A 24,439-nucleotide genomic window follows, 5' to 3' on the forward strand; every position below is an offset into this window, starting at 1 on the left:
GCGACATCAGTGGACGCCGGGAGGCGTCCGTTCGGGAATCGGGTCCCGAGGGGGGACCGATCTCTGCGAGGAGGCGTCCATCCCTGTGTACGGTTACTGGGAAGGCATGTCTCGGGGGACCGACGTGATCGACGTCGGGGTGGAGGAAGGAACGGTGAACGCGGCGCCGCGGATACAGACGACGGCTGGGCGCCTGGCCGCACTGGGATTCGCCGACGGCGCGCGGGCCGAACGGTTGCTGGACGACCTCGGCCCCGAGGCGGTCGGCGACTTCGCGCTGCTCGACGACCTGGTCAGGGCGGCCGACCCCGATCTCGCGCTCACCACGTTGAGCCGCCTGGTCGAGCGGGATCCGAGCGTGCTCGGCACGTTCCGCGCCGATCCAGCGCTGCGCCGCAGGCTGCTCGGTGTGTTCGGGATCAGCGCGGCGCTCGGCGAGCACGTCGTACGGCACCCGGACTGCCTGACGGTGGCCGGGTCGCCGCAGTGGCCCGTCGCCCGTGAGCTGTGCGAGGAGTTGCTGCTGGCGGTCGGGGCGGACCCGGACGCCGCCGAGCCGGTGGCCGGCGGGGCCACGGCGGGCGCGGCCGAACCGGGCGTGGCCGCCCAGGCGATGGACGCGCTGCGCGTCGCCCACCGGACCAGGCTGCTCGACCTGGCCGCGCGGGACGTGACCGGCGAGTGCACGCTCGCGGAGACCGCCGCCGCGCTGGCCGACCTGGCCGCCGCGGCGCTCGACGCGGCCCTCGCCATCGCCAGGGCGGAGGTGGTGGACGCCGGCGACGTGCGGCTCGCCGTCATCGGCATGGGCAAGTGCGGGGCGCGCGAGCTGAACTACATCTCCGACGTCGACGTCGTCTTCGTGGCCGAGCCGAAGGAGGGCGTCGACGAGACCAAGGCGCTGCAGATCGCGACGCGGCTCGCGCAGGGCATGATGCGGGCCTGCTCGGCGAGCACCCGCGAGGGCGCGCTGTGGGAGGTGGACGCCAACCTGCGTCCCGAGGGCAAGATGGGCCCGCTCGTCCGCAGCATGGAAAGCCACCTGGCCTACTATCGCCGCTGGGCCAAGACCTGGGAGTTCCAGGCGCTGCTGAAGTCCCGGCCGGTCGCCGGCGACCTGGACCTCGGCCAGGAGTACGTCGCCGCGGTCAACGACCTGGTGTGGCAGGCCGCGGCGCGGCCCAACTTCGTCGAGGACGTGCAGTCCATGCGCCGCCGGGTCGAGGCGCACGTGCCGGTGAGCGAGGCCGACCGGCAGATCAAGCTGGGGCCCGGCGGGCTGCGGGACATCGAGTTCGCCGTCCAGCTCCTGCAACTCGTGCACGGCCGCTCCGACCCGCTGCTGCGCCGCAGGGCGACGCTGTCGGCCCTCGCCGCCCTGTCGCGGGGCGGCTACGTCGGACGGGACGACGCCAAGGCCCTCGCCGAGGCGTACACCTTCCTGCGGCAGGTCGAGCACATGCTCCAGCTGCACCGGCTGCGCCGCACGCACGTGGTGCCGTCGGACACCGCCGACCTGCGGCGGATCGGCCGCGGGCTCGGCATGATCACCGACCCGGTGGGAGAGTTCACCACCACCTGGAAGCGGCACGCGCTGGAGGTGCGGAGGCTGCACGAGAAGCTGTTCTACCGGCCGCTGCTGCAGGCCGTCGCCCGCCTGCCGGAGACCGAGACCCGTCTGTCCGCGGCCGCCGCCACCGCGCGGCTCCAGGCGCTCGGGTACGCCGACCCCGAGGGCGCTTTACGGCACATCGCCGCTCTCACCAGCGGCGTCTCCCGCCGCGCGGCCATCCAGCGCACGCTGCTGCCGGTCATGCTCGGCTGGTTCGCCAATGCCCCCGACCCGGACGCCGGACTGCTCGGGTTCCGCCAGGTGAGCGACAAGCTCGGCAGCACGCCGTGGTATCTGCGCCTGCTGCGGGACGAGACCGCCGTGGCCGAGCGCCTCGCCCACCTGCTCGGCACCAGCAAGTACGTGACCGGCCTGCTGCTGCACGCCCCGGACGCGGTCGGCATGCTGGGCTCGCCCGCCGAGCTCGCCGTACGGCCGGCCGCGACGCTGGCCGGCGAGGCCGCCGCGGCGGTGGGCCGCTACGCGGAGGACGCCGAGACCGCCGTCGCCGCCGCCCGCGCGCTGCGCCGCCGGGAGCTGCTCCGTACGGCCTGCGCCGACCTGTCCGGCCTGATCGACATCGAGGAGGTCGGCCAGGCGCTCTCGTCGCTCAACGACGTGACGATCCAGGCGGCGCTGACCGCGGCGATCAACAAGGTCACGCTGGAGCGGCGCGAGCCGTTCCCGACCCGCGTCGCCGTGATCGCCATGGGCCGCCTCGGCGGCCTGGAGAGCTCCTACGCCAGCGACGCCGACGTGATGTTCGTGCACGCGCCGCTGCCCGGCGTGGCCGAGCGGGACGCCACCGACGCGGCCCACGCGGTGGCCGAGGAGACGCGCAGGCTGCTCGCGCGGCCCGCCCCCGACCCGCCGCTGCAGATCGACGCCGGGCTGCGGCCGGAGGGACGGCAGGGGCCGCTCGTCCGCACGATCGCCTCCTACAAGGCCTACTACGACCGCTGGGCCTCGCACTGGGAGGCGCAGGCGCTGCTGCGCGCCCGGTTCTGCGCGGGTGACGCCGACCTCGGCCGGGAGTTCACGGCCCTCGTCGATCCGATGCGCTACCCGGAGGGCGGCATATCGGTCGACGCCGTACGGGAGATCCGCAAGCTCAAGGCCAGGATGGAGGCCGAACGCCTGCCCCGCGGCGCCGATCCCGCCCTGCACACCAAGCTCGGCAGGGGCGGGCTGACCGACGTGGAGTGGGTGGCCCAGCTCATCCAGTTGCGGCACGCGGGCGCCGTACCGGCGCTGCGCACCACCCGCACGCTGGACGCGCTGCGCGCCGCTGCGGCGGAGCACCTGCTCGACCCGGCCGACGAGGCGGTGCTCGCGGAGGCGTGGCTGTTCGCCTCGCGCATCCGCGACGCGCTGATGCTGGTGCGCGGCCGGGCCGCCGACAGCATCCCCACCCTGGTCAAGGAGCGGCTGCTGCTCGCGCGGGCCCTCGGCTACCCGCCGGAGGGCACCGAGGACTTCGTGGAGGACTACCGGCGCGCCACCCGGCGGGCCAGGACCGTCGTGGAGCGCGTCTTCTACGAGGGCTGACCCCTCGCTGCTGACTGACCCCCCGCCGCCCGGCTGGTCCCCCGTCTCCCGGGACCCGCCGGGCGCGGTCGCGCTTGTCCAGATTCCTGGCGACTCTCCGGGTCCTTCTCGGCCCGCTCTCCCGCCGGGCCGGCGTGCGCGGCCCGGCTTCGGCGGTCCGGCATGCCGTGGCACCGCACGACTGCGGCTTCGTTTCAGGTTTCTTTCATACCGGAATCCCCGGCTGGGAGCCTCGGTGAGTACGACTCATCGTCTGCCAGTGGCGAACCGGGGGGACGAACGCTGAGGTGGATCGCGATATCGGTGGAGGTAGAGCGCGTCCGAGCCGCACGCCTCGCGTGCGGTGCCGAGAATAGGCATGCACAAGCGCCTTGACTGACTTCGCTGATCACACGGTAATTAGTACTCAAGCCACTGGGCCCCCCGTGGCCCGGCCAGGACGGCGACCGCGGGCGGAAGCTTCGCGCGTACTCGCCTGGCCGGCCTGTCCGGCGTCCTCGGCCCATCACGAGACGCGTCGAGCACTCCCTGGAGAACACGTGAACCATCGTGACAAGCCGCGCCGACATGGCTTCTCCCCTCGGGCAGCGGTGCTGAGACCGCTCGTGACGGGGATCGCCGCCACGACGACCCTGTACGTGTCGCCCTCCGGAACCGGCAGCGCCTGCTCCTCCGCCGAGCCGTGCTCCCTGGACGCGGCGCAGACGGCGGTCCGGTCGCAGAACGGCTCCATGTCCGGCGACGTCGTCGTGCAGCTCGCCGACGGCGTGTACCGGCGCACCTCGCCGCTCAGGTTCACCGCCGCCGACTCCGGAAGCAACGGCTACCGGGTCGTCTGGCAGGCGGAGCCGGGGGGGCGCCCGGTCATCAGCGGCGCCAGGCAGGTCACCGGATGGACCGTCGCCGACTCCGGGAAGAACATCTGGAAGGCGAGCGTCGGCACCGGGATCGACACCCGGCAGCTGTACGTCGACGGCCGGATGGCCACCCGGGCCCGTACCACGGTGAACCGGGCCGACTTCACCGCCACCGGCACCGGCCTGCGATTCAGCAACAGCGCGCTGAGCTACCTGAACAACCTGGCCGGCCAGAGCCGGATCGAGCTGCAGGGCATCGGCTCGTTCACCGACCGGTACGTGCCCGTGCAGAGCATCTCCGGCAACTTCATCACGATGAAGCAGCCGGCCTGGAACAACAACACCTTCGGGTACGACACCATCGTCAACCCCTACCGCAAGGGACCGATGTACCTGGAGAACGCGTACGAGTTCCTGGACTCGCCCGGCGAGTGGTACCTGAACACCGGCACGGGGGTGCTGTACTACATCCCGCCGTCCGGGAAGAACATGAGCACCGCGGACGTGGAGCTTCCCCTCCTGCAGTCGCTGGTGCAGCTCGGCGGCACCTACGCCGCGCCCGCGCACCACATCACCTTCTCCGGCATCACGTTCGCGGGGACGAGCTGGTTGGGGCCCAGCAGCAACCAGGGGTACGCCGACCAGCAGACGGGGGCGTACATCTCGGGCGACTGGAACTGGCCGAGCAACGCGCTGTCGTCCTGTCAGTATGGGTGCACCCAGTTCGAGTCGGTGCGTCCGCACTGGAACCAGATGCCCGCGGCCGTCCAGGTGTCGGCGGCCAACACGATCAGCTTCGTCCGCGACCGGTTCCTGAACCTGGGCCAGACCGCGCTGGGCATCGGCAACGACGCCAACGCCCACGCGTCCGGCGTGGGCCTGGGGGCAAGCTCGATCACGGTGACGGGCAACGTGTTCGCGTACAGCGCGGCGGGTGCGGTGGTCGCGGGCGGGGTGCAGGCCGACGCGCACCATCCGAGCGACTCCCGGATGGTCAACCGCGACCTCAGCTTCACCAACAACCTGGTGCACGACATCGGCGTGGACTACCGGGGCATCACCTCGTTCCTGCCCACCTATGTCACCAACGCCACGATCTCGCACAACGAGATCTACAACATGCCGTACCTGGGGGTCGCCTTCGGGTACGGATGGGGCTCCAACGATGCGGGCGGCAGCTCCGACTACACCAACCGGGGCCTGTACAACTACCAGCCGCGGTACTCGACGGCGACCACCGCGTCGAACAACAAGATCACGCAGAACTACGTGCACGACGTCATGCAGCAGATGAACGACGGGGCGTGCGTCTACACACTGTCGGCCAACCCCGGCGGTCAGATCGGCGGCAACTACTGCCTGAGGGCGGGCACGGGCCAGTTCGGCCTGTACTTCGACGAGGGATCCCGCTCCATCACGGCGACGAACAACGTCTTCGACGGCAGCTGGTGGATGTTCGCCCATGGCAACTACCAGGGCGGCAACAACACCGGAGCCCTGACGGTCACCAACAACTGGGCGTCCAGCAGCTCCACCGACGTGACGAACGGCGACCGCGGCAACACCGTCTACGGCAACACAACGGTCACCAACGGCAACTGGCCGACCGGCGCGCGGTCCGTCATGTCCGCCGCCGGGCTTGAGGCGGCCTACCAGGACATCAAGAACGAGACCGTTCCGTCGCCGTCGCCGTCGCCGTCGCCGTCGCCGTCGGCCTCTCCCTCGTCCTCGCCGAGTCAGTCTCCGAGTCCGTCTCCAAGTCCGTCTCCGAGTGAGTCGCCGAGCCAGTCTCCCAGCCAGTCTCCGAGCCAGTCGCCTGGCGGCAGGGGGTGCGCCGCCGCCTACCGGGTCGTCAACGAGTGGCCCGGCGGATTCCAGGCCGAGGTGACGGTGCGGAACACCGGCGCCGCCGCCACCACCTCGTGGTCGGTGAGCTGGACGTTCCCCAGCGGCCAGACCATCACCCAGGTCTGGAACGGCACCCTGTCCCAGAGCGGGTCCTCGGTCTCGGTGAGCAACGTCTCCTACAACGGCGCCCTCGGGGCCGGAGCCTCGACCACGTTCGGCTTCACCGGCTCCTCCAGCGGGAGCAACGGCGCTCCGGCATCCCTGACCTGCACCGCCTCCTGATCTCACAATCCGCGCCGGCGCCTGGGCAATCCGCTCCTCGGCGCCGGCGCGGCCGTCTCCGGGGGCGCGTATCCGCGCGTACGGCCGCAGGCGTGCGACCTGACGGCCGGATCACGGCGGGCGTGTGCGGTCCGCGGGGATCACAGGGAGATCACAGGGGGCGGGGGTACCGCCACGGCTATGGGGCACCTCGGCGGCTACGCGCCCGCAGTAGGGGATTACCGCCCTCAGGCGATGCTTGCGGCGATATGACCCATATGTGTGCGCATCGGAGCGTTGCCATCGCAGCCCGTGACGGTGTATCAACGGGGACGGGTGATCTCTTTGATCTCGTATTACGCCGATCTCGCCATCGGGTTGATCCTGGCCTTCCTGCTGCTGTCGCTTCTCGTCAGCGGCATCAACGAGGGCATCGTCAGGCTGCTCGGCATCCGCAGCAAGTTCCTGTGGGCCTACCTCCGCGACACGCTCGACGGCGCGGAGACGGCCGACGGGACCTCCCGGCTCGACCGGATCGTGGACCTCCTGAAGAGGCTCGTGCGCCGGATCAGCACGCCGCTCACGGCGGCGCCGTCGCCGGGGGAGGGGCGCTCGCGCCTGCCGGCGACCGTGCTGGGGGTGTTCGCGCGGCTGCCGTTCGGCCGCGACCCGCGCCCCGCCTTCAGCCAGGAGCCGCCGCCCGCGCAGAGCCCGCCGCTCGCCCCCGCGACCGGGACGGTCGCCGCCGAGCAGATGATGGCCGCGGAGCAGGCGGCCGCCGACCAGACGGTCGTACAGCAGGCCACCACCGCGCCGTCGGACGGCGGCCCGGCGGCGGGCACGGTCGCTGGCACGGTGGGCGGCACTGCAGGTGGCGCTGCGGGTTCTGCGGGTGCGACGGTGGACCCCGCGCACTCCGCCGAGCAGGCCGATCCCCTGGAGCGGGCCGTACTCACCCTGGACGCGAGTGAGATGGCCGCGGGCGTGGCGGACGGGGCCGCCGTCGGCGGGATGGCCGATGCGGTGGCGGGTGACGCGGCGGTGGGCGGAGTGGCGTTGCCCGGCGAGGGCAAGTCGATGGCCGAACTGCTCCACGAGCGCCTGCAGGAGATCGATCACGCCAAGCGCGGCCGGACGAGCATCGCCGACATCCCTCCGGCGCGCTTCGCCGTCGCCGTCCTGGAGATCGCCACCGAGCACGGCGGCGTCGAGGCCCTCATGCGCGACCTCGACGCGCTCAACAGCCCGCTCTCCCGGCCGCTGAAGGCGGTGTGGAACAGGGCCAGCCACGACCTGGAGGCGTTCCGGCGCGGGGTGGAGGACTGGTTCGACGGGGAGATGGAGCGGCTCACCCTGCTCTACCGCCGCTACGTGCGCTGGGTCATCGCCGCGCTCGGCCTCCTCGTCACGCTGCTGTTCGGCCTGGACTCCCTGGAGTACGGCAAGACGCTGCTGCAGGACAACGCCTACCGCAGCGAGGTGACCGCCTTCGCCCAGTCGGGCCCGGAGGCGCTGGAGCCGCTGCGTGAGAGGTGCGCGCCCGCCCAGGACACCTACGCGTGCGTGACCGACGTGCTGAGCACCCCGGCGTTCGTCAAGATCTTCACGCACGCCCCGGTCAGCGTCAGCATGGACGCCGGCGGCCCGGTCTGGGAGTGGCACGGCGAGGACTGGTGGCGGCGTCTCACGACCCCGGGCCACTGGCCGGGCCTGCTGCTCACCCTCGTCGCCGTGCTGTTCGGCGCGCCGTTCTGGTGGGACATCCTGCGCCGCGTCAGCGGCATGCGCAGCCGATCCCAGGGCTCGTCCGGCTGATCTTCCCCGACTCGAAGGAGGACGAATCGCCGATGGGCGCCGACGTCACCCGCTCTGCCCGATGGCTCGTGACGCGCTACTTCGAGATGTGGAACACGGGGGACGCGTCGGCGGCCGACGAGATCCTGAGCCCTGCCTGGGTCGACCACGCTCACCCCGAAGTGGCCGGGCCCGACGGTGTCCGGCAGGCCGTCGGGCGGATCCGCCAGGCGCGGCCCGATCTCCGGTTCACGATCGACGCCGTGCTCGGAGACGGCGATCTGGTGGCCGTCGCCGGAACCGCCGGTCAGGAGGCGGCGAGCACCCGGCTCGTCTGGCTCGTCCGCGTTCAGGACGGCCTGCTCGCCGAGATGTGGACCTACCGCGACACGAGCGTCCTTTCGTGAGGAGTTGACCTGGAGCGGGCTCCAGGTTATGGAATGCCGGATCGGGCGCGAACACGCTCGCGACGCATCGATCACCATGGGGGCACGGATGACGGACTCTCCTGTCGCTTTCATCACCGGGGGCGGTAGCGGCATCGGGGCGGCGACCGCCCGGCGCCTGCTCGACCGGGGGCACCGAGTGAGCGTCACCGGCCGTGACGAGGGCCGTCTGAGGCGTTTCGCCGAGTCGATCGGCGACCCCGGCCGCCTGCTGACGATCCCGGCCGACGCGGCCGACCACGACGCGGTCCTGTCCGCCGTCGAGACGACGGTGAAGGAGTTCGGGCGGCTGGACACCGCCATCGCCAACGCGGGCTTCGCCACCCACGACACCCTGGCCGACGGCGACCCGGCCGGGTGGCGGGAGATGGTGCTGACCAACGTGCTCGGGCCCGCCCTGCTGATCAGGGCCGCGCTACCCGAACTGAAGCGGTCGAAGGGCCGGATCGTCCTCGTCGGCAGCGTCGCGGGGTTCGTCAACACCCCGGGCAACATCTACGGCGCGACCAAGTGGGCGGTGACGGGCCTGGCCGAGAACACCCGGCGCATGGTGACCGCCGACGGTGTGGGCGTCACCCTGATCGCTCCAGGCCGCGTGGAGACCCCGTTCTGGGATGGGCTGGGCGCTCTGCCCGAGGGGAACCTCCTCACCGCCGACCAGATCGCCGACGCCATCGTGTGGGCCGTCGCGCAGCCGGGCGGCGTCGACGTCAACACGGTCGTCGTGCGGCCCATCGGCCAGCCCACCTGACCGCCCGCGGCGGCGCCGGGTCAGTCGAAGTCGGTGCACACGGCGTACCACCTGTCGGTCAGGCGGTCGACGCTGGAGAAGTCGGAAAGCCTGGCGCCTCGCTGTGGGACATAGGCGAATCCGCATTCCTCCAGAAAGCCGCCGGAATCGGCCGTCACCAGCTCGGTCACGCCGTCCTGCCGCAGGAATCGGCTCACGGTGAACAGCCCGACGTGATCGCGCCTGCTCTCCCAGCGCTTCTCGCCGGGCACGGACTCGACGTATCTCGTGAGGGCGGGTTCGGAGACCAGGAAGGCCGCCTTCATCGGTACGTCGAGGGCCACCAGCGCGTACGGTCGCCGCCCGTTTCCGTGTCCTGCCGCACCGTCGCCCGCACGTCGTCCTTTCTCAGCGGCCCGGAAAATCAGTGGACGGTACGAATATCCCAGGACGATGGTGGAGCGCATGCGTCAAGAGCAGATCTGGGATGCCGAGGCCGCCGGACGCTACGACACGCCGGGCCGGGGGATGTTCGCGCCCGAGGTCCTGGGGCCGGCGGTGGACCGTCTCGCCGAGCTCGCGGGAGACGGACGGGCCCTTGAGTTCGCGATCGGGACCGGGCGCGTGGCCGTCCCGCTCGCCGGGCGGGGAGTGCCCGTCACCGGCATCGAACTGTCCCCTCCGATGATCGGGCAACTGCGGACGAAGGCGGACGAGGCAGCCATCCCGGTGATCGTCGGCGACATGGCGACGGCCGTCGCGCCGGGGGAGTACTCGCTCGTCTACCTCGTCTACAACACCATCTCGAACCTGCTCACCCAGGCCGAGCAGGTCGCGTGCTTCCGCAACGCCGCCCGTCACCTCGTGCCCGGCGGGCGGTTCGTGATCGAGCTCGGGGTGCCCGAGCTACGCGCGCTCCCACCGGGGCGGCAGGCCGTGGTGTGGCATTCGGAGCCCGGCTACATCGGGCTGGACACCTACGACCTACTGCGCCAGCACCTCGTGTCGCATCACTTCACCTTCGACGAGAGCAGGCAGGCCACCCTGTTCCGCAGCCCGCACCGCTACATCTGGCCGGCCGAGCTCGACCTCATGGCCCAACTGGCCGGCTTCGAGCTGGAGTCCAGGCACGCGGACTGGGCCGGCGCCGAGTTCACCGCCGAGTCGCCCTCCCACGTGTCCGTCTACCGCCTCCCGGACCAGGCGGCCTGACCGCGCTCTCTTCCGCCGTTCGCTTCGGCATCCACCATCGGCGGGTGGCGAGGGCCGCGAGCACGGCTCCGGCCGTGTTCAGGATGACGTCGTCCACGGAGCTCACCCGCCCGAGCCGCAGGGCGTGCTGGAGGATCTCGACGGTGAGCGAGGCGGTGGCCGTGACGGCGGCGACCGCGGTGAGCGAGGCGAAGCGCGCCGAGCGGACGGGAAGCATCGCACCGAGTGCCGCGAACACCAGGAGATTGCCCACGATCTGTACGAACGCCGCCCCGGGTGACATCCGCGTGATCTGGTCCACGAGGTCGAGGAGGGGAACCAACTGCACGCCCTGTCCCGCTCCGGGCGTGAGGATCATCCAGATCCACGGAGCGGTTCCGGCGACGATGGCGACATCCGCGACGGCCGTGCGGCGGGGGAAGGGATGCCCCCTCCGGTCCCGGAGGCGTGCGAGCACGAACGCGAGGAGAGCCGCGGCAGGCAGGGCCACGACAGCCGCCACGACGACGGGCCCCCACGCGTTCCACGCCTGATGCACCCGATCATGATGGCACCGGCGGGCATGAGAACGGCCATCGGCCGGCGCCGTGGTGGGGCGCCGGCCGATGGCCGTTCCTGCGGACGCGAGTGCGCCGGCCGTGACCCTGGCAGAGGCCGTACGGCCCTTTCCGCCGGGGTCGGCGGCTCAGCGGATCACACGTCGTAGTAGAGCTCGAACTCGTGCGGGTGCGGGCGGAGGCGGATCGGGTCGACCTCGTTCTCGCGCTTGTAGGAGATCCAGGTCTCGATGAGGTCCGGCGTGAAGACGCCGCCCTCCAGCAGGTAGTCGTGGTCGGCCTCGAGCGCGTCGAGCACCTTCTCCAGCGAGCCCGGCACCTGCGGGATGTTGCGGGCCTCCTCGGGCGGAAGCTCGTACAGGTCCTTGTCGACCGGCTCCGGCGGCTCGATCTTGTTGCGGATGCCGTCGATGCCGGCCATCAGCATGGCGGCGAAGGCGAAGTACGGGTTGCAGGACGGGTCCGGCACCCGGAACTCGATGCGCTTGGCCTTGGGGTTCGACCCGGTGATCGGGATGCGGACGCAGGCCGAGCGGTTGCGCTGGGAGTAGACCAGGTTGACCGGGGCCTCGTAGCCGGGCACCAGGCGGTGGTAGGAGTTCACCGTCGGGTTGGTGAAGGCCAGCAGCGACGGGGCGTGCTTGAGCAGGCCGCCGATGTAGTAGCGCGCGGTGTCCGACAGACCGGCGTAGCCGACCTCGTCGTAGAACAGCGGCTCGCCGTCCTTCCACAGCGACTGGTGGCAGTGCATGCCGGAGCCGTTGTCACCGAAGATCGGCTTGGGCATGAACGTGACCGTGCGGCCCGCCTGGATGGCCGTGCTCTTGATGATGTACTTGTACAGCATCAGCTTGTCGGCCGTCTCGAGCAGCGTGCCGAACCGGAAGTCGATCTCGGCCTGGCCGGCGGTGCCCACCTCGTGGTGCTGCATCTCGGTCTCGATGCCGGCCTCGATGAGGTTGCGGACCATCTCGGAGCGCAGGTCGGTGAAGTGGTCCATCGGCGGGACCGGGAAGTAGCCGCCCTTGTAGCGGGGCTTGTAACCCAGGTTGCCGCCCTCGGAGGCCTTGCCGGTGTTCCAGGCGCCTTCGATGGAGTCGATGTAGTAGTAACCGGCGTTCTGCCGCGTCTCGAAGCGGACGTCGTCGAAGATGTAGAACTCGGCCTCGGGACCGAAGTAGACCGTGTCCGCGATGCCCGTGCCCTTGAGGTACTCCTCGGCCTTGCGGGCGACGTTGCGCGGGTCGCGGCTGTAGGCCTCGCCGGTCAGCGGGTCGTGCACGAAGAAGTTGATGTTCAGCGTCTTGTGCTGACGGAACGGGTCGATCACGGCCGTCGTGGGGTCGGGCAGCAGCAGCATGTCCGACTCGTGGATGGCCTGGAAACCACGGATCGACGATCCGTCGAACATCAGGCCGTCGGTGAAGACATTCGAACCGAAGTTCTCAGACGGGAAGGTGAAGTGGTGCGTCGTGCCCGGCAGGTCCGTGAACCTGACGTCAACGAACTGCACACCCTCGTCCCGGATGAAATTGAGGACGTCATCGGCGGAGTTGAACACTCTCGAACCTCCCAGGGGCACGGGCTAGCGCAACCCGAAAATAGGCCGATGCCGTTTCCGCCCCATGTCTCGATTGTTTCGCGCGTGTTAAGGGAAAGCGCTACCCGGGCGGCCGCCGCGTTAACACCGGCCTCGCTCGTCCCCGGCCTCCATCGTACGGCCTTCTCGCAGGTCAGGTGGCATACGCGGCCGGACATGCCGGTCGCCGTGAGACCGCGGAGGCGCGGTCGTACGGGTTGACGGGCTCGCCGGAGGGCCGCGCCTCGCGCGGGTCGCCGGGGAAGTACGGATGGACGAACCCGTCGCCCGTGTCGCAGCTCGCGCCGAACAGCGCCGACCGGTCGCCGTCCAGCCAGACGACCAGCTTCCCTCCCTCCCGGTAGGCGGCGAACTCGCTCCTGTGGTGCTCGACGACCCTCGTCACGGTCAGGGGGTCGCCGGGCCGGGTGACGGGATGGACGAACAGGTAGTCGGCCTCGATCGTGACGCCTCCGCCGGTCCGTGCGCCGACCGTCGTCGCCCCGGAGACCTTCACGACGTTCCCGGCCGGCTGGGCCGCGCCGGGCGCGAGGCTGAACACCCACGAGCGGGTGCCGGACGGGCCGCTCTCGTCCAGACCGCCCAGGAACGACTCACGTTGCCGGGGGTGCAGCAGCGCGGCGAACCGCTCCGGCCGGCCGCCGCGGACCGTCGCGGAGTCGAGGTGCGCGGCCGACAGCAGCAGCTTCACCCGCAGCAGGGCGCGGCCGACCTCGTCCTCGCTGAGCCCGCCCAGCTTCCGCGCGGGCGGCATGACCAGCCCTTCCTCGCCGTCCGCGAACCCGGCGGCCGGGGTGCCCGTGAACGGACCGGCGGGCGCCGGGTCGAGGTCGGCGAGGCCCTCCTCGCCGTCGGGGATCGGCGTCAGCACGGGACCGGGCCGGGCGACCACCGCGCCGGTGACGAACCGGTCCTCGTCGCCGGACGCCTGGCCGCCGACGCCCAGCCGCTCCAGGGCGTCGGGCCGTACGGTGACGACGAGCCCCGCGACCAGGACGGCGGCGGCGATCGCCACCAGCACGGCCGGCAGGCGGCGCCGCGTCCTCCGGCGGGTGAGGGGGTCCCGCTCCGCCGCCGTGATCATGCTGCGGATCTCGTCCTCGTCGAACTGCGCGACCAGCGCCTCGAAACGCGCGTCGATGTCATCGGGGTCCGCCGGCCGCACGGTTCCCTCCAAACGCCTAAGTCGTAAATGGCCCACCATACAGGGCATTTGATGGGTTCGACCTGCCCCATCATGGACGGCTTCGCGGCCGCACGCCAGACCGGTGACCCTCCCCGATACGCTGGTGAACCATGAGTGACCGGCAGCCGCGTTGGACGCAGACCTGGCTCGGCGGCACCCGCGCCGCCGGGATCGACCTCGGCTACCCCGGCGAGCGGCTCGGCCTGCCCGAGCACGGCCCCGGCGCGGTCGCGGGCTGGGGGCGCAGGCTCGGCGCGGTCGTCGTGGACTGGCTCCTGTGCACCTGGGCCATCGCCGGTGGCCTGCTCCGCGTTCGCGGCGCCGACGTCAGCGCGGTCGGCCTCGGCGTGTTCGCCGCGGAGTACGTACTGCTGCTCGGCACGATCGGCCTGACCCTGGGAATGCGGCTGTTCGGCATCCGGGTGGCCGCGCTGGACGGCGGCCGGCCGCGCTTCCTCGGCGTGCTGGTCCGCACGCTCCTGCTGTGCCTCGCCGTACCCGCCCTGATCTGGGACCGCGACCGGCGCGGCCTGCACGACCGCGCGTCCGGCACGGTGGTCGTCACCCTCTGACGGTCCGTACGAGGGACCCGGCGCGGCTCGTGATCACGGTTCGACGAGGCCGGCCCGGATGGCGTAACGGGTCAGGTCGAGCCGGTCGCGCATGCCGAGCTTCTGCAGGATGTTCGCGCGGTGCCGGTCGACGGTCTTCGCGCTGATGTAGAGTGTCTCCGCGATCTCCTTGGCGGAGTTGCCCTCGGCGATGAGCTTGACGATCTCCTCCTCGCGGGTAGTCAGGATGCTGTCCGGCACCCGCTCGCCCTGCCGGGCGCGCTGGAGGTAGTCGCGGATGAGGGCGGTGACCGCGCCGGGGTAGAGGAAGGGCTCTCCGCGCATCGCCGCCCGGCAGGCCTCCAGCAGGTCCTGGTCGGCGACCGACTTGAGCACGTAGCCCGACGCCCCGGCCTTGAGCGCCTCGAAGAAGTACTGCTCGTTGTCGTACATCGACAGGATCAGGATGCGGATGCCGGGAGCGCGCCGTGAGATCTCACGTGCGGCCTGGATCCCGGTCATGCGGGGCATCGCGATGTCCAGGATGGCGAGGTCGATCGTCTCGGAGCGGGCGGCCTCGACCGCCTCGGCGCCGTCGGAGGCCTCCGCGACCACCATGAGGTCGGGCTCGGCGTCGAGGATCAGCCGCAGTCCGCGGCGGACCAGCGCGTGGTCGTCCGCCAGCAGGATGCGGGTCTTGGCGCTCTCCACGGCTCAGCTCTCCTTCACCGCGTGTGGGGAGGACGACGTGTGGGGGGACGACGAGAGAGGGGGGACGCGTGGGGGGACGACGAGACGCACGTCCGTGCCGCCGCCGGGCGGGGAGTCGACGGTCAGCCGGGCGCCGATGAGCAGGGCGCGCTCGCGCATCCCGCGGATGCCGGCGCCCTCGGTCCGGGCGCCACCGCGCCCGTCGTCGGCGATGCGCAGGGTGAGCCGCCCGTCCTCCTCGGTGAGTGACAGCTCCGCCCGGCGGGCGCGGGAGTGCCTGGCCACGTTCGTCAGTCCTTCCTGCGCGATCCGGTAGAGGACGAGCTCGACCTCCTCGCTGAGCGCGGGCAGCCGGGAATCGATGTCGCGGGTGATCCGGATCCCGCTCGCCTGGGAGAAGTCGCTGCCGAGCGCGCTCAGCGCGCTGTGCAGGCCGAGGTCGTCCAGGACGCCCGGACGCAGCCGCCTGGCGACCTGCCGCACCTCGTCCAGGCTGGCCCGCACCGTCTCCTGCGCGGAGCGCAGTTCCTCCCGGAGATCCTCGGGCGCGCGGTCCACGACGCGCTTGAGCTCCAGCAGCGCCACTGTGAGGCTCTGGCCGATCTCGTCGTGCAGTTCCCGTGCGATCCGCCGCCGTTCCCCCTCCTGCGCGGCCAGCGCGTGCGCGCTGCTCGCGCTGCGCTCGGCTTCGAGCCGTTCGAGCATCTCGTTGAACGTGCCGATGACCTGGGCGAGGTCGCCGTTGCCGCTGTCGGTGAGCCGGTCGCCCGCCCGCAGCAGGTCGACCCGCCGCATGAGCGTGGTGAGCGCGTCGAGCGGGGCCAGGCTCCTGCGGATCAGCAGCGCGTTGGCCGTGATGATCAGGGCCAGCCCCACGGTCAGGACCGGTACCTCGGTGAGCAGGACCGGTGAGGACACCGTGGCGGGGGAGAGCGCGAGCACCAGCGTCCCGGCGGTGAAGACCAGTCCGTTGATCGCGAACAGCCGCCAGAACAGGGCCCGGGCCGGGCGCCGCGACCGCGGCGCCGCCGGCGGCCGGCCGGTCCGCCGGTCGTCGCCCCGGTCATCGCGCCGGTCGGTGCGCCGGTCAGTGGGCTCGTTCACGTCTCACAGCCTGCTCGTTCTCGTGCGTGGGTGTCCATGCGGGGTGCTCCCCATCTCGTGGGGGCCGCTACATGTCATACCTCTCCCGATATGGGTGCTGGACCCGATGGTCCCCGGCCGGGGTGTTCCGAAGACTGGAACAGCAGGCAACGACGGACGGGAGGTATCCGAGATGGACGTGACCAGCGCCACCCTGCCCGGCGTCGCGACCGTGCACCAGTGCGTCACCCGTGACGGCCGGTGCTTCGGGGTGCTCGTCGAGAAGTCCGGCCGCCGGCGGCTCCTCTTCTACGACCCCGCCGAGCCCGACACCGTGCTGCAGGCGATCAGCCTGGAGCAGTGCGAGGCCGACCAGCTCGCCGACATCCTGCACAGCAGGCCCGTCCTCGATCGGCTCGCCGATCTCGAACGCCGTTTCACCGAGTTCGCCGAGGCGGCGTTCGCCCAGGCGGCGTTCACCAAGGCGGCCCGATGACCATCGCAAGGAACCTCCGTCTCCCCGATCGATGTGATGACCTGATGCAAGCGCGCGAAGTCGTCGTGAACCTGCCGACGGTGACCGTCCACGACCCCGTCGCCCGGGCCGTACGGATCATGGTGCTGAACCGGATGCCGGGACTGATCGTCGTGGACGACAGGAGACGGCCGGGCTGGGTGCTGCCCGGCACGCAGGTGCTGCGTCTCACGGTCCCCGGGGCCTACCAGGAGGACGCGGCGCTCGCCCGGGCGATCGACGAGGCCCACGCCGACCGCTTCTGGCAGGAACTGGCCGGCATCACGGTGGGAGACTGCCTGCCGCCCCAGCCGCCCAGGCCGGTGACGGTGCCGCTCGACGCGACCCTGCTCGAAGTGGCCGCCCTCATGACCCGGCTGCGCAGTCCCATCGTCGCGGTCGTCGACCGGGACGGCGCCCTGGCCGGGGCGATCACGCTGGAGCGGCTGCTCACCAGCCTGGCGCTCGTCCCGCCGGGCGACTGACCGCCACGAACGGGCCGCCGCGCCCGGCGAAGCGCCGGGTTCGGCGGCGCCCCTGGCCCCCGCGGCCGGAGCCCCCGGGCCGCGGGGGCCGCCTCCGGCTTCCCCGGCTGTCACGTCGCCTGCCGCGTCGCCGTCCCGCCTTCCGCGCGCTTTCCTGTCACCTTGATTCCTGCCGTCATGTCGCTTCCCGCTGTCGCGTCGCGCCGTGCGGCGTGTCCCTGCTCCGGAGGTTCCGTCATCCACCGCTTCGCCATGCCGTCGCCGTCCTCGTCGCGCCCACCCGCCGGGACACCGTGCCGGGCCTCCGCCGATCACGCCCGCACCGGCCTCGCGAGCGTCGCCGGACCCCCGGGGCGCCGTACGTGAGCGCCGTCGCCTCTTTCTCGATCTTCCTGGCGGCCTTCGCCCTCATCGCGTCCGAGAAGGTGCACAAGGTCAAGGTGGTCCTCGTCGCCGCGGGCGCGATGGCCGTCCTGGGGCTGATCCCCGGCGACGAGGTGTTCTTCTCCGAGACCGCCGGCATCGACTGGAACGTCGTCTTCCTGCTGCTCGGCATGATGATCATCGTCGGCGTCGTCAAGCAGACGGGCGTCTTCGACTACCTCGCCATCTGGGCGGCGAAGAGATCCAGGGGCAGGCCCTACCGGCTGATGGTGATGCTGATGGTCATCACCGCCGTCGCCTCGCCGTTCCTGGACAACGTCACCACGATCATGCTCGTCGCGCCGGTCACCGTGGTCGTCTGCGACCGGCTCCGCATCCCGGCCCAGCCGTACCTGATCGCCGAGGTCCTGGCGTCCAACATCGGCGGCGCGGCGACGCTCATCGGCGATCCCCCCAACATCATCATCGGCAGCCGCGCCGGGCTGACGTTCAACGACTTCCTGGCGCACATGGCGCCGGTCGTGGTCGTCGTCTTCGTGGTGTTCGTGCTGCTCACCCGCGTGCTCTTCCGCAGGTCGTTCCGCTACGACCCCGAGCGCGTGGCCGCCGTGATGGCGCTGCAGGAACGGCGGGCCATCACCGACCCCCGCCTGCTCCTGCGGTGCCTGATCGTGCTGGCCGGGGTCGTCGCCGGGTTCTGCCTGCACGCCGTGGTGCACGTGGAGCCGTCGATCGTCGCCCTGGTGGGCGCCGGGGTGATGCTGCTGGTGTCCCGCGCCGACGTGCCGGAGGTCCTGGGCGAGGTCGAGTGGAGCACGCTGGTCTTCTTCATGGGCCTGTTCGTCATGGTCGCCGGGCTGGTGCACACCGGCGTCATCGCGACGATCGGCGGTTGGGCGGTCGGCGCGCTCGGCGACGACTACTTCCTCGCGGCCACGGCGCTGCTGTTCGGCTCCGGGGTGCTGGGCGCGTTCTTCGACAACATCCCCTACGTCGCCACGATGGTGCCGGTCGTGGAGGAGATGGTCGCCCAGGCGCCGGACGGGCAGACCGGACAGGCGCTGTGGTGGTCCTTCGCCCTGGGGGCCGACTTCAGCGGCAACGGCACCGCGGTGGCGGCGAGCGCCAACGTCGTGGCCGTCGGCATCGCCGCCCGGACCGGCCACCGCATCGGCTTCTGGCAGTTCACCAGGTACGGCATCCTGGTCACCGTGCTGAGCATCACGATGGCCTGGGTCTACGTCTGGCTGCGTTACTTCCTCTGACGTTCCCCGCTCACGACGCGGAGCGCTGGAAGGACGCGGTGCTCAGAAGGACGCGGTGCACTGGAAGATCGCCGTGCCGGGCAGCAGGCGCCCGCGCAGCGGGCTCCACCCGCCCCAGGCGCGGTCGTGGCCGGGCGGCCACTCGGGTTCGGTCAGGCCGGTCAGCGTCAGGCCGGCGCCGGTGATCAGGCCGACCCAGTCGCCCATCGTCCGGTGGTGCTCCACGTACGACGGCTCGCCCTCGTCGGAGTACTCGACGTACGGCGACCGGTCGAAGTAGGGGCGGTCGGCGGTCAGGCCGCGCGGCCCGGGATCGTCGGGAAACGCCCACCGGACAGGGTGGCTGACGGAGAACACGAACCGGCCGCCGGGGCGCAGCACCCGGCGCACCTCGGCCAGCACCGCCGCGGCGTCCGCGACGAACGGCAGCGCGCCGTAGGCGGAGCACGCGAGGTCGAACGAGCCGTCCGCGAACGGCAGCGTCTCGGCGTCGGCCTGCACGACGGGCAGCCGCACCCCGGCCGCCATGTCGATGCGCCGGGAGTGCTGCAACTGCCGGTGGGACAGGTCGGCGCCGACGACCGTCGCGCCCTGCCCGAGCAGCCACCGGCCGCACTGCCCGGCGCCGCACCCGATCTCCAGGATCCGGCGGCCGGCGACCTCGCCCAGCAGGCGCGCGCCCGCCTCGTCCAGCCCCTCCGGGCACCAGACGAAGCCGTCGTCGCGCAGGAATCCGCCGTGCTCGGCCTGGTAGTCGTCGGCCGCGCCGTCCCACCAGCCCCGGTTGGCCCGGGAGGTCTGCGACCGGGAGACCGGCCGCCGTCCGACGTCCATGTGTCGCCGTCTTCCGAACGAGTCTTCCGGCCGGGTCAGCGCATCTTCGGGCCGCGCGGCATGCGCATGCCCTTCGGGATCGGCCCCTTGGGCATCGGCACGGCGGGGGTGAGCGCGCGCATCCGGTTGTTGACCTCGGACACCGCGCCCTTCTTGAGGTTGCGGGGCAGCTTCATCATGTGCCGCTGGAGCTTGGCCAGGGGGACCTGCCCCTCGGCGTCACCGCACTGGATGTCGTAGACCGGCACGTCGATCGCGACCCGCTGCACGCGCTTCTTCTCCGCGACGAGCATCCGCTGGACCCGGTTCGGCGGGCCCTCGGAGACCAGGATGACCCCCGGGAAGCCGACCACCCGGAAGACCATGTCCTGGTCGCGGTTGACCGCGACCGGCTTCTCCTCGACATACCACGTGCCGCGCAGGCTCTGCAGGATCGCGTACGACGCGCCCGGCTGGCCGTGCAGCATGGAGTACTGCGACTTCTGCGCGAACCGGCTGAAGACGAGCATGCCCACGAGGACGGCGGCGAAGACGCCGAAGACGATCCACGTCCAGCCGAAGATCACGCCGATGACGACGAACAGGGCGAGTGTCCCCGCAGCCGACGCGTAGACGATCGGCATGCCCTTCGGATTCGCCTGTTGAATGATCTGTGCGACCATCCGGATCTGCTTGAGGCGTCCCGGAGCCGCTGCGTCTTTGGCCATGTCCTGAAGGATACAAACGCCGAGCTGACTTAATGAAAACGAGACTCACGCACGGGCGGCGATCGCCTGCTGGTAGAGCCGTCCGGCCCGGTAGGACGAGCGGACCAGCGGGCCGGACATGACGCCGGCGAAGCCGATCTCCTCGGCCGCACGCTGGAGCTCGACGAACTCCTCGGGCTTGACCCAGCGGTCCACGGGGTGGTGGCGCGGGGTGGGGCGCAGGTACTGCGTGATCGTCACCAGGTCGCAGCCGGCCTCGTGGAGGTCGCGCAGCGCCTGGAGGATCTCCTCGCGCTCCTCGCCCATGCCGAGGATGAGGTTCGACTTGGTGACCAGTCCCGCCTCGCGGGCCATGGTGATCACCGCGAGCGACCGCTCGTAGCGGAACGCCGGGCGGATCCGCTTGAAGATCCGCGGCACGGTCTCGATGTTGTGCGCGAAGACCTCGGGCCGGGCGGAGAAGACCTCCTCCAGCTGGCCGCGGTCGCCGTTGAAGTCGGGCGCCAGCAGTTCGACGCCGCAGCCGGGGACCATCTCGTGGATCCGCCGGGCGGTCTCGGCGTACAGCCAGGAGCCGCCGTCGGGCAGGTCGTCGCGGGCGACGCCGGTCACCGTGGCGTAGCGCAGCCCCATCTGGAGGACCGACTCGGCGACGCGGCGCGGCTCGTCCCTGTCGTACTCCGCGGGCTTACCGGTGTCGATCTGGCAGAAGTCGCAGCGCCGGGTGCACTGGTCACCCCCGATGAGGAAGGTGGCCTCGCGGTCCTCCCAGCACTCGGAGATGTTGGGGCAGCCCGCCTCCTGGCACACGGTGTGCAGCCCCGCGCCCTTCACCAGCGATTTGATCTCGGTGAAGTTCGGGCCGTTGCGCAGCCGCGTCTTGATCCACGGCGGCTTCTTCTCGATGGGGACCTGGCTGTTGCGCACCTCCAGGCGGAGGAGCTTTCGACCTTCCGGAGCGACCGTCACCATTCCAGCTTATTACCCGCCCCGACCTCGCCCGGCGCGTGCCCGCCCGCCTCGCCCAGGTCCTCCTCGTACAGGTCGTACGGCTCCTCGCCGAGAGCCTCGGCGAGGCGCTTTCCGGCGAAGGGGATGACCTCGTCGACCGTGATGCGCCTGCCGGTCTCCGCCGACAGCGAGGTGACCCCCGCGTCGTCCCCGGTGGGGTCTCCGGTGATGCGGTTGTACCAGCTCAGGTCGTTCACGCAGTTGAGCGCGAAGCCGTGCATGGTCACCCCGCCGGTGACCCGGATCCCGATCGTGCCGAGCCTGCGGTCGGGCAGCCCGTGGGACGGGTCGCCGGGGACCCACAGCCCGCCGCGCCCCTCGACCCGACGCGCGGTCAGCCCGAAGTCGGCGCAGACCTGGATCAGGACCTCCTCCAGCAGCCGGAGGTAGGAGGCGACGTCGGTGATCCGGATGATCGGGTAGCAGACCAGCTGGCCCGGGCCATGCCAGGTGATCTTCCCGCCCCGGTCCACGTCGATGACCGGGGTGCCGTCGGCCGGCCGCTCCTGCGGCAGCGTCCGCTTGCCCGCGGTGTAGACCGGGGCGTGCTCCAGCATCAGGCACAGGTCGGAGATCTCGCCGGCCGCGCGGCGGGCGTGCAGCCGCCGCTGCAGGGCCCAGGCCTGCTCGTACGGAACGTCCACTCCCAGGCGGACGATGGCCAAGCCCTTCACGCTGACAGGGTAGTGGAGGTCAGCAGCCGGGGCTCGACCCGCAGCTCCTTGACGGCGGGCCCGTCGCGCTCGATCCGGTACGCGTACCCCCGGGGGTCGGTGGTCACGGCCTGGATGAACTCCGTGCCGACGTAGTGCAGCGCCACGCCCTCGTCGGCGGCGTACCCCTCCGGCAGTTCGCCCGAGGCGATCGACTCGTGCAGCAGCGAGCGCCGCTGCGGGTCGGAGTTGTAGTGGACGCCGCACGAGTACGGCAGCAGGGCCAGGCCCTCGGACCAGGGCCGCAGCCTCGGCCCGAACGAGTCGGTGTTGCCCCCGACGTGCCAGCACAGCGCCCCCGCGCTCTGCCCGGACAGCACCACGCCCGCCCGCCAGGCCTCGGCGAACGCCTCGTCGAGGCCGTGCAGCCGCCACAACGCGGCGAGGTTGGCGACGCTGCCGCCGCTCACGTAGATCGCGTCCTGCTCCAGGATCCACTCACGGGGGTCGGCGACGTTCGGCATCGGGAACACCGTCAGGTGGCTGACCTCGACGTCCCACCGGGCGAACGCGCCGTACATCTTCAGCAGCCAGTCGGCGTCGTCGCCCGTGGCGGTGGCGAGCAGCCCGAGCTTGGGCCGGTCCTGCCCGGTCAGGTCGAGGACGTAGCGCAGCAGCGCGGTCGGCTCGATGAACCCGTACCGCTCCGACTGCCGGAACGAGCCGCCCCCGATGGCGACGATGTGCGACTGCCCGATGCGGCTCATGCCCCACCACTTCCGTGTCCGGATCGACTGACTCTTCAGAGTACGGCGGCCAGGGCGTCGCCGATGGCGGGATGGGCGAACCGGTGACCTGCGTCGAGGAGCCGCCGGGGGAGCACCCGCTGGCCCGCGAGCAGGGCCTCGTCGGCGAACTCGCCGAGCGCCAGGCGCAGCGCGAGGCGCGGGGCCGGGACCGGCATCACCGGCCGCTTCAGCGCCTTCGCGAGCGCGGCGGTGTAGTCCGCGTTCGTCACCGGCCCGGGCGCCGTCAGGTTGACCGGCCCGGACAGGTCCTCGCGGGAGAGCAGGAAGCGGACCGCGTCCACCCAGTCGGGCAGCGAGATCCACGACACGTACTGCCTGCCGCTGCCGAGGACGGCCCCCGCGCCCATCCTGAAGATCGGCAGCATCCGGGCGAGCGCGCCGCCCCGGCCGCTGAGCACCATCCCGGTGCGCAGCCGCGCCACCCGGAGGCCGGCCTCGGCGGCGGGCGCCGTGGCGTCCTCCCAGGCGCGCACCAGGTCGGCCAGGAAGCCCTCTCCCGGCGGGGCGGACTCGTCCACCGCCCGGTCGCCCGTGTCGCCGTAGAAGCCGATCGCCGAGGAGGACAGCAGGACACGGGGCCCGCCGTCCGCGCGGGCCAGCGCCTCGGCGAGCGTCCGCGTGCCGGAGACCCGGCTCTCCACCAGCTCCCGCTTGTACGCGTCGGACCACCGGCGGTCGCCGATCCCCGCCCCGGCGAGATGGACGACGGCGTCGGCGCCCTCCAGGGCGGCCGGGTCGAGAACCCCGCCCGCCGGGTCCCAGAAGCGCTCGTCGGGCGCCGCCGGCTCGCGCCGCACCAGGCGGCGCACCTCGTGCCCGTCGTCCCGCAGCGCGCTCACCAGGGCCGAGCCGAGCAGACCGGACGCACCGGTCACCACAGTCGTCATCGTCTCCACAGCCCCTTATACGCCGGAAGCCGCCCCGCGGGATGCGGGACGGCTTCGCGGTGTCGCCGGATACTAGGCCAGGCCGAGCTGGGCCTCGAAGCGGCCCTCCTCGAGACGACGCTTGATCGTCGTGAGGAAGCGGGCGGCGTCGGCGCCGTCCACCAGGCGGTGGTCGTAGCTCAGCGCGAGGTACACCATCGAGCGGACCGCGATGACCTCGCCCTCCGGGGTGTCCACGACGACCGGGCGCTTGACGACCGCGCCGGTGCCCAGCATGCCGACCTGCGGCTGGTTGAGGATCGGCGTGTCGAACAGCGCGCCCCGGCTGCCGGTGTTGGTCAGCGTGAACGTGCCGCCGGTGATCTCGTCCGGGCTCACCTTGTTGGTGCGGGTGCGCTCGGCGAGGTCGGCGATCTTACGGGCGAGCCCGGCGATGTTGAGGTCGCCCGCGTTCTTGATGACCGGGACGAGCAGGCCGCGCTCGGTGTCGGTCGCGAAGCCGAGGTGCTCGACGTCGAAGTAGGTGACCTCGTTGGTCTCGCTGTTGATCGTGGCGTTCAGCTTCGGGTGCTGCTTGAGCGCCTCGATCGCGGCGATCGCGAAGAACGGCATGAACGACAGCTTGACGCCCTCGCGCCGCAGGAACTCGCCCTTGGCCTGGTCGCGCAGGCGGGCGATGCGGGTGACGTCGACCTCGACCACGGTGGTGAGCTGGGCCGAGACCTGCAGCGACTCCACCATGCGCTTGGCGATGGTCTGCCGCAGGCGCGACATCTTCTCGGTGTGGCCGCGCAGGGTGGTGTCCACCCGCACCTCCGCCGCGGCGGGCCGGCAGACATCGCGCGCATGGCCGGTGTGGGCCGTGCGGCGGTGAGCAACTGGCGACGCCGCCAC

Annotated in this window: 23 protein-coding genes; 10 read left to right on the top strand and 13 right to left on the bottom strand. The window is 71.5% G+C overall.

Annotated features, from left to right (window positions below; genetic code table 11):
* The first annotated feature begins 106 nt into the window (after positions 1-106).
* The 5 genes from HHX33_RS28185 to HHX33_RS28205 all read left to right on the top strand — a co-directional run bounded on the left by HHX33_RS28185 (position 107) and on the right by HHX33_RS28205 (position 9,117).
* Positions 107-3,160, top strand: coding sequence for a bifunctional [glutamine synthetase] adenylyltransferase/[glutamine synthetase]-adenylyl-L-tyrosine phosphorylase (locus tag HHX33_RS28185; protein ID WP_182877232.1), 3,054 nt, complete (start codon positions 107-109; stop codon positions 3,158-3,160).
* Positions 3,161-3,750: 590 nt separating this feature from the next.
* On the top strand, positions 3,751-6,147 hold the full coding sequence (locus HHX33_RS36575) for a cellulose binding domain-containing protein (protein WP_182877233.1): 2,397 nt from the start codon (positions 3,751-3,753) through the stop codon (positions 6,145-6,147).
* 324 nt (positions 6,148-6,471) lie between these two features.
* Positions 6,472-7,941: a hypothetical protein gene (locus HHX33_RS28195; protein WP_182877234.1), complete on the top strand. Its 1,470-nt coding sequence runs from the start codon at positions 6,472-6,474 to the stop codon at positions 7,939-7,941.
* 32 nt (positions 7,942-7,973) lie between these two features.
* Positions 7,974-8,327 (top strand): ester cyclase, encoded by a 354-nt coding sequence (locus HHX33_RS28200; protein ID WP_182877235.1) that lies wholly within the window; start codon positions 7,974-7,976, stop codon positions 8,325-8,327.
* An 88-nt stretch (positions 8,328-8,415) separates the two neighbouring features.
* Complete coding sequence (locus tag HHX33_RS28205; RefSeq protein ID WP_182877236.1) at positions 8,416-9,117, top strand: SDR family oxidoreductase; 702 nt, start codon at positions 8,416-8,418, stop codon at positions 9,115-9,117.
* A 20-nt stretch (positions 9,118-9,137) separates the two neighbouring features.
* On the opposite strand, the gene HHX33_RS28210 is transcribed toward HHX33_RS28205, so the two are convergent.
* A complete protein-coding gene (locus HHX33_RS28210; RefSeq protein WP_182877237.1) occupies positions 9,138-9,440 on the bottom strand; it encodes a hypothetical protein in 303 nt (100 codons plus the stop codon).
* Between the two features lie 121 nt (positions 9,441-9,561).
* Here HHX33_RS28210 and HHX33_RS28215 point away from each other — a divergent pair, with 121 nt between their 5' ends.
* Positions 9,562-10,308, top strand: a complete 747-nt coding sequence (locus HHX33_RS28215) for a class I SAM-dependent methyltransferase (RefSeq protein ID WP_182877238.1) — start codon at positions 9,562-9,564, stop codon at positions 10,306-10,308.
* Here the strand turns inward: HHX33_RS28215 and HHX33_RS28220 are convergent.
* The 3 genes from HHX33_RS28220 to HHX33_RS28230 all read right to left on the bottom strand — a co-directional run bounded on the left by HHX33_RS28220 (position 10,250) and on the right by HHX33_RS28230 (position 13,630).
* Positions 10,250-10,846: a VanZ family protein gene (locus tag HHX33_RS28220; RefSeq protein ID WP_182877239.1), complete on the bottom strand. Its 597-nt coding sequence runs from the start codon at positions 10,844-10,846 to the stop codon at positions 10,250-10,252. The two genes, HHX33_RS28215 and HHX33_RS28220, sit on opposite strands and share 59 nt — an antisense overlap.
* 155 nt (positions 10,847-11,001) lie before the next feature.
* Positions 11,002-12,426: a type I glutamate--ammonia ligase gene (gene glnA / locus HHX33_RS28225; RefSeq protein ID WP_117410564.1), complete on the bottom strand. Its 1,425-nt coding sequence runs from the start codon at positions 12,424-12,426 to the stop codon at positions 11,002-11,004.
* Positions 12,427-12,598: 172 nt separating this feature from the next.
* Positions 12,599-13,630: a hypothetical protein gene (locus HHX33_RS28230; protein WP_182877240.1), complete on the bottom strand. Its 1,032-nt coding sequence runs from the start codon at positions 13,628-13,630 to the stop codon at positions 12,599-12,601.
* A gap of 131 nt (positions 13,631-13,761) precedes the next feature.
* On the opposite strand from HHX33_RS28230, the gene HHX33_RS28235 reads away from it, so the two are divergent.
* Entirely contained in the window at positions 13,762-14,223 is a 462-nt protein-coding gene (locus HHX33_RS28235; protein ID WP_182877241.1) for an RDD family protein, read from the top strand.
* Positions 14,224-14,256: 33 nt separating this feature from the next.
* On the opposite strand, the gene HHX33_RS28240 is transcribed toward HHX33_RS28235, so the two are convergent.
* Positions 14,257-14,913, bottom strand: a complete 657-nt coding sequence (locus tag HHX33_RS28240; protein ID WP_182877242.1) for a response regulator — start codon at positions 14,911-14,913, stop codon at positions 14,257-14,259.
* 3 nt (positions 14,914-14,916) lie between these two features.
* Positions 14,917-16,017, bottom strand: coding sequence for a histidine kinase (locus HHX33_RS28245; protein WP_182877243.1), 1,101 nt, complete (start codon positions 16,015-16,017; stop codon positions 14,917-14,919).
* A 172-nt stretch (positions 16,018-16,189) separates the two neighbouring features.
* Between HHX33_RS28245 and HHX33_RS28250 the strand changes: the two genes are divergently transcribed.
* The 3 genes from HHX33_RS28250 (at position 16,190) to HHX33_RS28260 (ending at position 18,644) form a co-directional block, all read left to right on the top strand.
* The gene (locus HHX33_RS28250; RefSeq protein WP_182877244.1) at positions 16,190-16,492 is read left to right on the top strand and encodes a hypothetical protein; all 303 of its coding nucleotides are present in this window, start codon (positions 16,190-16,192) and stop codon (positions 16,490-16,492) included.
* 44 nt (positions 16,493-16,536) lie between these two features.
* Positions 16,537-16,995: a CBS domain-containing protein gene (locus HHX33_RS28255; protein WP_182877245.1), complete on the top strand. Its 459-nt coding sequence runs from the start codon at positions 16,537-16,539 to the stop codon at positions 16,993-16,995.
* A 362-nt stretch (positions 16,996-17,357) separates the two neighbouring features.
* On the top strand, positions 17,358-18,644 hold the full coding sequence (locus HHX33_RS28260; protein ID WP_182877246.1) for an ArsB/NhaD family transporter: 1,287 nt from the start codon (positions 17,358-17,360) through the stop codon (positions 18,642-18,644).
* Positions 18,645-18,686: 42 nt separating this feature from the next.
* Here the strand turns inward: HHX33_RS28260 and HHX33_RS28265 are convergent, their stop codons facing one another.
* The 7 genes from HHX33_RS28265 to HHX33_RS28295 form a co-directional block, all read right to left on the bottom strand.
* Positions 18,687-19,478 carry a class I SAM-dependent methyltransferase gene (locus HHX33_RS28265; protein WP_182877247.1) on the bottom strand — a complete coding sequence of 264 codons (792 nt, stop codon included), beginning with the start codon at positions 19,476-19,478 and terminating at the stop codon, positions 18,687-18,689.
* 35 nt (positions 19,479-19,513) lie between these two features.
* Entirely contained in the window at positions 19,514-20,185 is a 672-nt protein-coding gene (locus HHX33_RS28270) for a DUF4191 domain-containing protein (RefSeq protein ID WP_117410555.1), read from the bottom strand.
* 45 nt (positions 20,186-20,230) lie between these two features.
* A complete protein-coding gene (lipA, locus tag HHX33_RS28275; protein ID WP_310741564.1) occupies positions 20,231-21,154 on the bottom strand; it encodes a lipoyl synthase in 924 nt (307 codons plus the stop codon).
* Positions 21,151-21,870, bottom strand: a complete 720-nt coding sequence (gene lipB, locus HHX33_RS28280) for a lipoyl(octanoyl) transferase LipB (RefSeq protein WP_182877249.1) — start codon at positions 21,868-21,870, stop codon at positions 21,151-21,153. The genes lipA and lipB overlap by 4 nt, the downstream gene beginning before the upstream one ends.
* Positions 21,867-22,616, bottom strand: a complete 750-nt coding sequence (locus tag HHX33_RS28285; RefSeq protein WP_182877250.1) for a peptidase E — start codon at positions 22,614-22,616, stop codon at positions 21,867-21,869. The genes lipB and HHX33_RS28285 overlap by 4 nt, the downstream gene beginning before the upstream one ends.
* 35 nt (positions 22,617-22,651) lie before the next feature.
* Complete coding sequence (locus tag HHX33_RS28290) at positions 22,652-23,545, bottom strand: TIGR01777 family oxidoreductase (RefSeq protein ID WP_182877251.1); 894 nt, start codon at positions 23,543-23,545, stop codon at positions 22,652-22,654.
* A gap of 72 nt (positions 23,546-23,617) precedes the next feature.
* The coding region (locus HHX33_RS28295; RefSeq protein WP_259402933.1) for a 2-oxo acid dehydrogenase subunit E2 at positions 23,618-24,439 on the bottom strand (822 nt) is incomplete at its 5' end.

Source organism: Microbispora sp. H10670, assembly GCF_014161385.1.
GTDB lineage: Bacteria > Actinomycetota > Actinomycetes > Streptosporangiales > Streptosporangiaceae > Microbispora > Microbispora triticiradicis.